Here is a 9,401-nt window from a genome sequence, read left to right as displayed (position 1 = left end):
TCCCCTGTGGGAGCCGGGCTTGCCCGCGATGAGGCCATCCCTGTCAGCGTAATACTGGCAGGCTGGTGGTGGACTTGATTTCCGACAACGCCACGATCGAATTGACCTCCTGAATCCCCGGCACCATCGACAGCTTCTCGAAAAAAAATCGTTCGTACGCCTCGATATCCGACGTCACGATACGCAGCAGAAAATCCACCGCCCCCATCAGCACATAACACTCCAGCACTTCCGGAAATCCGCGAATCGCCTCGGTGAATTCCGTGAAATTGGAGCGGCCGTGGGCGTTGAGTTTGACCTCGGCAAAAATCTGCGTGTTGAGGCCGATCTTCTTGCGGTCCAGCAAGGTCACCTGGCCGCGAATCACGCCCTCCTCCTTGAGCCGCTGAATGCGCCGCCAACAAGGCGACTGAGACAAGCCGACCTGCTCGGCGATCTGCGCGCTGGACAGTGAAGCGTCTTCTTGCAGCAGCGCGAGGATGCGGCGATCGTAGGTGTCCAACTCACTGTGCATAAAAATACCTTTGACTGTTCACATACTGAATTAAACAATTCGATTAATCGCCATTCAGGCCCATCTTAGATAAGAAATCTCCGGTGGCGAATGTAAAAATTTCTCCAGCCTAATTTGGAGAGTTCCCCATGCACGCCGTCGAAACCCACCAGCCTGCTGCCCGCGTCGATGCCTGGGCCGTCAACAGCGCCCACTGCCAGGCGCACTACCGCATCGTGGCCGAGGCCGAGCCCGATGTGCTGTGCCGTGTGCTCAACTATTTCGCGTTGCAGTTCCTGACGCCACGACAGGTCACTGTGGACCGCGAGGACGACCTGCTGAACATCGATATCGTGATGGACGGTTTGAGCTGGCACCGCGCCCAGGTGATCGGTGAAAAGATTCGAAACCTGATCAGTGTGTGCTCGCTGGACCTGTGGCCGGTTGACTCTGCGGAGCCTCAGGCGCGGGTAGCGGTTGCTCAGTAAAGGCCTGCAATACACAAACAGGGAAAGATGTTCAGGGGCTGGCTAGCCTGGGGTTGACCTCCACTACCCCCAGGAAAACCGCCATGCCCGTTGATCAACGTTTGGAACTTCACCCGATGCTGCCGGCATTGATCGACGGGGGGCTGATCACTTCCGATGTTGCACAGCGCTTGGCGAAACTACCGGCCAGCAACACCCAGCATCCCCTGGAATGTATCGCCGCCCAAGGCCCCTGCCTGGAAACCCTGACCCAGTGGCTGGCCCGGCACGCCGGACAACCCTATTGCCGTATCGATCCGCTGAAGATCGACGTGGCGGCAGTCGTGCCCTTGATGTCCCATGCCTTCGCACTGCGGCACACGATTCTCGCGGTGGCTGTAGATGCACAGACCGTCACCGTCGCCAGCGCGCAGCCTTACGTCACCGGTTGGGAAGCCGGGTTGGCGCAAGTGCTCAAGCGCTCGATCAAACGCGTGGTCGCCAACCCCCAAGACATTCAGCGCTGCATCGACGAGTTCTACCGGCTGGCCAAGTCGGTCAGCAGCGCCGACCAGAAGGTGGCGGTGCCCGGCAACTTTGAACTGCTCAACCTCGGCGCCAGCGATAAAGAACCGGATGCCAATGACGCGCATATCGTCAACATCGTCGACTGGCTGTTGCAGTACGCCTTTGGCCAGCGGGCCAGCGACATACACATCGAACCTTGTCGCGAACAAGGCCGCGTGCGCTTTCGCATCGACGGGCTGTTGCACGACGTCTATCAGTTTCCAGCCCAAGTCACGATGGCGGTGGTCAGCCGCCTGAAAAGCCTGGGCCGGATGAATGTAGCGGAGAAACGCAAACCCCAGGACGGCCGGGTCAAGACCAAAACCCCGGCGGGCGTCGAAGTGGAACTGCGCCTTTCAACCTTGCCGACAGCATTTGGCGAAAAACTGGTCATGCGGATCTTCGACCCGCAGGTGCTGCTCAAGGATTTCGATCAGCTGGGTTTGTCGCCCGCTGACCAACAGCGCTGGCGCGGCATGACCGGCCAGGTCTGCGGCATCATCCTGGTCACCGGCCCTACCGGCTCGGGCAAGACCAGCACGCTTTACGCCACGCTAAAACAACTGGCGACCCGGGAGGTCAACCTGTGCACGGTGGAGGACCCGATCGAGATGGTCGAGCCCGCCTTCAACCAGATGCAGGTGCAGCACAACATCGACCTGACCTTCGCCAGCGGCATTCGCGCGCTGCTACGCCAAGACCCGGACATCATCATGATCGGCGAAATTCGCGACCAGGAGACTGCAGAGATGGCCATTCAGGCCGCACTCACCGGGCACCTGGTGTTGTCGACCCTGCATACCAACGATGCGCCAAGCGCTATCAGCCGTTTGCAGGAACTAGGAATTGCTCATTATTTGATCAAAGCTACGCTGATAGGAGTAATGGCGCAGCGCTTGGTACGTCTCTTGTGCCCTCACTGCAAGCGCGTGGTGCATGCGCAGGAGAACGCCCACGAGGCTGTTGGGTGCTCGGAGTGTCGCGACAGCGGCTATCTAGGCAGGGCCGGACTCTATGAAATCATGCTGATGGACGAGCCGCTCAAGGCACTGATCACTCCCGGTACCGATGTGCAGGTGCTACGCCGGGCAGCCGTTGAGCGAGGCATGTGCAGCCTGCGCATGGCCGGCATCGAGAAAGTGAACGCCGGCCTGACCACGATGGTAGAAGTATTACGGGTAACGCCTGGGGATTCAGAAACAAATCCTTTGATAGTTGGACCGTGAAACCGTTCTTATCCGTGACCAGGCCGTTACAATTGGTCGAACGTCGTTTTACTGACACCTTCAGATAGGGAATCGCTATGCAGATCGGAACCGTACTGCTTCTGTTCGTGGGGTTGGCCATCGCCATCCTGTTCATGGGTTTCAAAGTGGTGCCCCAGGGCTACCAATGGACAGTCGAGCGTTTCGGCCGCTACACCAACACCCTCAAACCCGGCCTCAACATCATCATCCCGGTCATGGACCGTATCGGTCGCAAGATCAACATGATGGAAAGCGTGCTGGATATCCCGCCCCAGGAAGTGATTACCGCCGACAACGCCACTGTGCAGATCGACGCTGTGTGCTTCTTCCAAGTGGTCAATACCGCCCAGGCGGCCTATGAGGTCAACAACCTCGAACATGCCATCCGCAACCTGCTGCAGACCAACATCCGTACCGTGCTCGGCTCCATGGAGCTGGATGCGATGCTGAGCCAACGCGACGGCATCAACGAAAAACTGCTGCGCACGGTCGATGAAGCCACGGCGCCGTGGGGCATCAAGATCACCCGCATCGAGATCAAGGACATCAGCCCACCTGCCGACCTGATGGCCGCGATGTCCGGCCAGATGAAAGCCGAGCGGATCAAGCGTGCACAAATCCTGGAGGCCGAGGGCCTGCGAGCGTCGGCGATCCTGACGGCCGAAGGCAAGAAGCAGGCTCAGATCCTGGAGGCCGAGGGTAGTCGTCAGGCGGCATTCCTTGAGTCGGAGGCTCGTGAACGCCAGGCAGAAGCTGAGGCCCGTGCGACACAAGTGGTTTCCGAGGCTATCGCGTCGGGCAACGTGCAGGCGGTGAACTACTTCGTCGCACAAAAATACATCGATGCGCTGGGCAAGCTGGCTTCGGCCAACAACAGCAAGGTAATTCTGATGCCACTGGAGGCCAGTCAAGTGATCGGTGCCGTCGGGGGTATCGGCGAGATCGTCAAGGCCACCTTCGACAACAAGAAAGGCTGAGGCAGTCGCCATGTGGGATTTCCTGCAGCATCTGTCGTTCTGGGATTGGCTGGCACTGGGCACGGTGCTGTTGATCCTTGAGGTATTCGGCGCCGGTGGTTACCTGCTGTGGATGGGCATCGCGGCGGCGGTCGTGGGCGTGATCAAGTTCCTGATCCCGCCGCTCGGCCTGGAATGGCAACTGCTGCTGTTCGCCGTGTTGTCGATCCTGACGGCGGTGTACTGGTGGAAACGCCAGCGCAGCAGCGCCAAGGTCAGCGACCAGCCGGGATTGAACATGCGTGGTTCGGAGCTGATCGGGCGCATATTTGTGGTGCATCAAGCAATCGTCGATGGCCGGGGCAAGATAAAAGTCGGTGATGGCGTCTGGATGGTGACTGGCCCGGACAGCCCCGTAGGCACTCAAGTACGCGTTATTGCTCAGGATGGGGCGATTTTGCACGTCGAAACTGTTTAGTCAGTGATGGAACTCGGTTGGGTTAACTACAATCAAACTGTTCAGATAACCCACCCGGAGTCCCCCATCATGCGTCTCAAATATGCCGTCGCTACCCTCGCCGTGCTTTCTCTTCCTGTCGGCTCAGCCATGGCCGACAGCTTCTGGCGCAATGTCATCTCATCGGGTGCCACCACCGGCTCGACGTACCTGACCTTCAAAGACCACAAGCTGGTGGTTGCCGCACAAGACGACGCCGGCAGCTTCGTTGCCAGCGACGGCGGCATTCGTGGCCCGTACCTGGAGGCCGCCATGCAGAAAGTCCGCGCCGACAACCCTGGCCTGAAGGCTACCGACATGGAATTGGCCAATGCCATCCTGGCGAAAAACGCCGTGACCGAGTAACACCGCTCCCTGGAAAATGCCGCTTTTTGAAGCGGCATTTTTTTGCCCGTATCATGACGATTCATTCACGCGTGACAGGCTATATTCAGTCGAACCGTGCAACCATGCGGTACTGACACGTCTATTACTCATCGCCTACCTGAAACGGATGCCTTCTTCGTCATGAGCTCACAGCCTTTTCTGCCGTTTTCCAAACCTACCATTGATGAAGCCACCATCTCGGCGGTCGGCGATGTACTGCGCTCCGGCTGGATCACCAGCGGACCGAAAGTGCAGGCATTCGAGGCTCAACTGTCGGAATACTTTGGCGGCCGCCCGGTGCGCACGTTCAACTCGGGCACCTGCACCATGGAGATCGCCTTGCGTATCGCCGGTATCGGCCCTGGTGATGAAGTCATCACCACCCCGATCTCCTGGGTCGCCACCGCCAACGTGATCCTGGAAGTGGGCGCCACCCCGGTGTTTGCCGATATCGACCCGGTCACCCGCAATATCGACCTGGCCCAGGTGGAAGCCGCCATTACCCCACGTACCAGGGCGATCATTCCGGTGTACCTGGCAGGCCTGCCCCTGGACATGCCAATGCTGTATGCGCTGGCGAATAAGTACAACCTGCGCATCATCGAAGACGCTGCCCAGGCGTTGGGCTCCAGCTGGGACGGCGAACGCATCGGCGCGACCGGTGACTTCGTGTCGTTCAGCTTCCAGGCCAACAAGAACATCACCTCCTCCGAAGGCGGTTGCCTGGTGTTGAACAACGCCGAGGAAGCGCGTCTGGCGGAGAAATATCGCCTGCAGGGCGTGACCCGTACGGGCTTCGACGGTCTGGATGTAGATGTGCTGGGCGGCAAGTTCAACATGACCGACATCGCCGCCGCCATCGGCCTGGGACAATTTGCCCATATCGAAAAAATCACCGCCCACCGCCAGAACCTGGCACGGCATTACTTCAAGTGCTTCGGTAGTGATTTTGAAGAGAAATACGGCGCACAACTGCCGCCGGCGGACTTCGAAAACAGCAACTGGCACCTGTTCCAACTGGTACTGCCAGAGCGTAAAGACGGTTTGCCGGCACGTGCGACGTTCATGGAGCAAATGCAGGCTCATGGCGTCGGCATTGGCTATCACTACCCGCCGATTCACCTGTTGAGCCTGTATCGGGCACAGGGATTCAAGGAAGGCATGTTCCCGGTGTCTGAGCGTGTGGGACGTTTGATCGTATCGTTGCCGATGTTCACGGCGATGACAGAAGCGGACGTGGAACGGTCGGTTGCGGCCGTCAAAGCGGTGCTGAAAGCCGATTAAGCTCCACCACAATCAAATGTGGGAGCTGGCTTGCCTGCGATGCAAACACCTCGGTGGTTCAGTCACACCCCGGTGATGCGCAGGCAAGCCAGCTCCCACAGTGATTTGCTTGGCTTCTACTACCGACGTTTACTCGCCGATGGCGGCTTTGTAGCCGGCGGCATCCAGCAGTTTTTCCAGGTCAGCCGGGTTGCTTGGCTTGAGCTTGAAGATCCAGGCGCCGTACGGATCAGTGTTCAACAGCTCAGGCTCACCGCTCAGGGCGTCGTTCACCGCGATCACTTCGCCAGCAATCGGCGAGTAGATATCCGAAGCCGCTTTCACCGACTCAACCACCCCAGCCTGATCGGTTGCGCCAAACACATTGCCGACCTCAGTCAACTCAACAAACACCACATCCCCCAACGCTTCCTGAGCATGGTCGGAGATCCCGACGGTCACGGTGCCGTCAGCTTCCAGACGAGCCCATTCGTGACTTTCGGCAAAACGCAGTTCGGCAGGGATATCGCTCATAGTCTGTGTCCTCAAGAAGAAATGTCAGCGGCCTTTGGCCTGCCGGAAATAGGTTAGATCAAGGTTTTGCCATGGCGCACGAAGGTCGGTTTGACCACTCGAACCGGGTACCACTTGCCGCGGATTTCCACTTCGGCCCGATCGGCGGTGGCCGTCGGTACACGCGCCAGGGCAATGGATTTGCTCAGCGTAGGAGAGAAACTACCACTGGTGATCTCTCCTTCGCCAACATTGGCGATACGAACCACTTGATGAGCGCGCAAAACTCCGCGTTCCTCCAGCACCAGCCCGACCAATTTGAACTGCACACCCGCCGCTTTTTCCGCCTCAAGTGCAGCGCGGCCGATGAAATCACGCTCGGCAGGCTCCCAGGCAATGCTCCAGGCCATATTGGCCACGAGTGGCGAAACGCCCAGGTGAATGTCCTGGCCGTACAGGTTCATACCGGCTTCCAGGCGCAGCGTGTCACGAGCGCCAAGGCCGATGGGTGAAATGCCGGCACCCACCAGGTCGTTGAAAAAGCCTGGAGCCTGATCGGCAGGCAAAACGATTTCAAGGCCATCTTCGCCGGTATAACCCGTGCGGGCGATAAACCAATCGCCATCGGCCTGGCCCTCAAAAGGCTTGAGCTGGTGGATCAGGGTGCCACGCGACTGGGTGACCAGTTCGGCGATTTTCTGCCGGGCATGCGGGCCTTGGATAGCCAACATGGCCAACTCGGGCCGCTCCTGCAGTTGTACCGAGAAACGACCCAACTGGGTCTGCATCCAGGCCATGTCCTGGTCGCGGGTGGCGGCATTGAACACCAGCCGGTAACCCGATTCGGTACGGTAGACGATCATGTCATCCACCACGCCGCCCTGCTCGTTGAGCATGGCGCTGTATAACGCACGGCCGCAGCCATGCAAACGATCCACATCATTGGCCAGCAAGTGCTGGAGCCATTCCTTGGCCTGAAGGCCTGTGACATCGATCACGGTCATATGGGATACATCAAACACCCCGCAGTCGCGTCGCACCTGATGGTGTTCTTCAACTTGCGAACCGTAATGCAGAGGCATATCCCAACCGCCAAAATCGACCATTTTCGCGCCGAGGGCGAGATGCAGGTCATACAGAGGCGTACGCTGTCCCATGGGTTTCTCCTTCCGGGCTTGGCGAAGGTGCGCGGAGCTGCTGTTCACGCCTGAACACCTTGAATTACAAGGCCTCCAGCCACGCCCAGCGACCCGCTCCGAAAGACGAAGCGCACCGAATGCCGCGCATTGTAGCCGCAAGCCGTAGTACTGGCACCTAACCGATTTGCCGTGCAGACCTGCGAATCAGCCCGATGACCGGCAACAAGCCTACCAACACCAGCGTCAGCGCCGGCAAAGAGGCTCGCGCCCATTCGCCCTCACTGGTCATTTCAAAGATGCGCACCGCCAAGGTATCCCAGCCGAACGGGCGCATCAGCAGGGTAGCGGGCATTTCCTTGAGGACATCCACGAACACCAGCAGTGCCGCGCTCAACGCGCCAGGAAGGAGTAGCGGCAGATACACTTTGCAAAACAGTCGCGGGCCACCCACACCGAGACTGCGCGCCGCTTCCGGCAACGAGGGGCGGATACGCGCCAGGCTGTTTTCCAGCGGCCCATAGGCCACCGCCAGGAATCGTACGAGATACGCCAACACCAACGCCGACAAACTGCCCAGCAGCAGAGGTTTGCCCGCACCACCCAGCCAGCCGGACAGCGGCACCACCAGTTCACGGTCCAAATAGCTGAACGCCAGCATGATCGACACCGCTAGCACCGAGCCCGGCAAGGCATAGCCAATATTGGCCAGGCCGACGCCGGAGCGAATCGCACGTGTCGGCGCCAGACGGTTGGCGAAGGCCAATATCAACGCCACGCTGACCGTAATCAGCGCTGCGATACCACCCAGGTAGAGGGTGTGAACAATCAACCCGGCGTAACGCTCATCCAGGTCAAACCGGCCACGCTGCCAGAACCACGCAATCAGTTGCAGCATCGGAATCACAAAAGCGCAGGCGAACACCAGCAGGCACCAACCACTGGCCATCGCGGCCTTGAGCCCATGCAGGTGATACAGCGCCTTGCCTCGCGGCCGCTCATTGCTCGGGCGACTCGCCCCACGGGCGCGTCGTTCCCCATACAGCACCAGCATGACGACCAGCAGTAACAGGCTGGCCAACTGTGCCGCGCTGGACAGGCTGAAAAAGCCGTACCAGGTCTTGTAGATCGCCGTGGTGAACGTGTCGAAGTTGAACACCGAGACGGCGCCAAAATCCGCCAGTGTCTCCATCAACGCCAAGGCGACACCCGCACCAATCGCCGGCCTGGCCATGGGCAACGCCACACGCCAGAACGCCTGCCATGGCGACTGCCCCAGCACGCGCGCCGCTTCCATCAGGCCTTTGCCTTGGGCGAGAAACGCGGTGCGCGCGAGCAGGTAGACATACGGGTAGAACACCAACACCAACACGATGATCACACCACTGGTGGAGCGCACTCGTGGCAGACGTAGCCCCGCGCCAAACCATTCACGCAGCAGGGTTTGCACCGGACCTGCGAAATCCAGCAGGCCGACAAACACGAAGGCCAACACATAGGCCGGAATCGCAAACGGCAGCATCAACGCCCAATCGAGCCAGCGCCGTCCGGGGAATTCACACAGGCTGGTCAGCCACGCCAGGCTGACGCCCAGCAGCGTCACACCAACACCCACCCCCAGCACTAACGTCAAGGTGTTGCCCAGCAGCCGCGGCATCTGGGTTTCCCAGAGGTGGGACCAGATCTGCGCATCGATGCTTTGCCAGGACAACAGCAGCACGCTCAGCGGCAGCAGCACCAGGGCGGCGACGGTGAAGACCGGCAGGTACCAGCGGCGTTGGGCGGGGTGGGCCAAGGAAAAGCTCTCAGGAAAATGAAAATCTCGAAGTTACCGCTAACCAATGTGGGAGCTGGCTTGCCTGCGATAGCATCACCT

At 59.5% G+C, this 9,401-nt stretch carries 10 protein-coding genes; 6 read left to right on the top strand and 4 right to left on the bottom strand.

The genetic code is table 11. The annotated features are described in order from the left end of the window. Window positions 1-43: 43 nt before the first annotated feature. On the bottom strand, window positions 44-514 hold the full coding sequence (locus tag ACRESD_RS20750; RefSeq protein WP_431752613.1) for an Lrp/AsnC family transcriptional regulator: 471 nt from the start codon (window positions 512-514) through the stop codon (window positions 44-46). 128 nt (window positions 515-642) lie between these two features. Between ACRESD_RS20750 and ACRESD_RS20745 the strand changes: the two genes are divergently transcribed. The 6 genes from ACRESD_RS20745 (at window position 643) to ACRESD_RS20720 (ending at window position 5,897) form a co-directional block, all read left to right on the top strand. Beyond that, window positions 643-981, top strand: coding sequence for a hypothetical protein (locus tag ACRESD_RS20745; protein ID WP_431752612.1), 339 nt, complete (start codon window positions 643-645; stop codon window positions 979-981). A gap of 83 nt (window positions 982-1,064) precedes the next feature. Beyond that, a complete protein-coding gene (locus ACRESD_RS20740; RefSeq protein ID WP_431752611.1) occupies window positions 1,065-2,753 on the top strand; it encodes a GspE/PulE family protein in 1,689 nt (562 codons plus the stop codon). 77 nt (window positions 2,754-2,830) lie between these two features. Beyond that, window positions 2,831-3,751, top strand: a complete 921-nt coding sequence (locus ACRESD_RS20735) for an SPFH domain-containing protein (RefSeq protein ID WP_431752610.1) — start codon at window positions 2,831-2,833, stop codon at window positions 3,749-3,751. 10 nt (window positions 3,752-3,761) lie between these two features. Further along, complete coding sequence (locus ACRESD_RS20730) at window positions 3,762-4,208, top strand: NfeD family protein (RefSeq protein ID WP_431752609.1); 447 nt, start codon at window positions 3,762-3,764, stop codon at window positions 4,206-4,208. Between the two features lie 69 nt (window positions 4,209-4,277). Then, window positions 4,278-4,592, top strand: a complete 315-nt coding sequence (locus ACRESD_RS20725) for a DUF2388 domain-containing protein (RefSeq protein ID WP_043046966.1) — start codon at window positions 4,278-4,280, stop codon at window positions 4,590-4,592. 162 nt (window positions 4,593-4,754) lie between these two features. Next, entirely contained in the window at window positions 4,755-5,897 is a 1,143-nt protein-coding gene (locus ACRESD_RS20720) for a DegT/DnrJ/EryC1/StrS family aminotransferase (RefSeq protein WP_431752608.1), read from the top strand. A gap of 129 nt (window positions 5,898-6,026) precedes the next feature. On the opposite strand, the gene gcvH is transcribed toward ACRESD_RS20720, so the two are convergent. The 3 genes from gcvH to ACRESD_RS20705 all read right to left on the bottom strand — a co-directional run bounded on the left by gcvH (window position 6,027) and on the right by ACRESD_RS20705 (window position 9,320). Next, window positions 6,027-6,410: a glycine cleavage system protein GcvH gene (gene gcvH / locus ACRESD_RS20715; RefSeq protein WP_431752607.1), complete on the bottom strand. Its 384-nt coding sequence runs from the start codon at window positions 6,408-6,410 to the stop codon at window positions 6,027-6,029. Window positions 6,411-6,463: 53 nt separating this feature from the next. After that, window positions 6,464-7,546: a glycine cleavage system aminomethyltransferase GcvT gene (gene gcvT / locus ACRESD_RS20710; RefSeq protein ID WP_431752606.1), complete on the bottom strand. Its 1,083-nt coding sequence runs from the start codon at window positions 7,544-7,546 to the stop codon at window positions 6,464-6,466. A 157-nt stretch (window positions 7,547-7,703) separates the two neighbouring features. Then, complete coding sequence (locus ACRESD_RS20705; protein ID WP_431752605.1) at window positions 7,704-9,320, bottom strand: ABC transporter permease; 1,617 nt, start codon at window positions 9,318-9,320, stop codon at window positions 7,704-7,706. Between the last annotated feature and the right edge of the window lie 81 nt (window positions 9,321-9,401).

The sequence above is a fragment of the Pseudomonas sp. genome (assembly GCF_050739995.1).
Classification (GTDB): domain Bacteria; phylum Pseudomonadota; class Gammaproteobacteria; order Pseudomonadales; family Pseudomonadaceae; genus Aquipseudomonas.
Note: the sequence above shows the minus strand (reverse complement) of the source record. Positions and strands in the feature narration are given on the sequence as shown.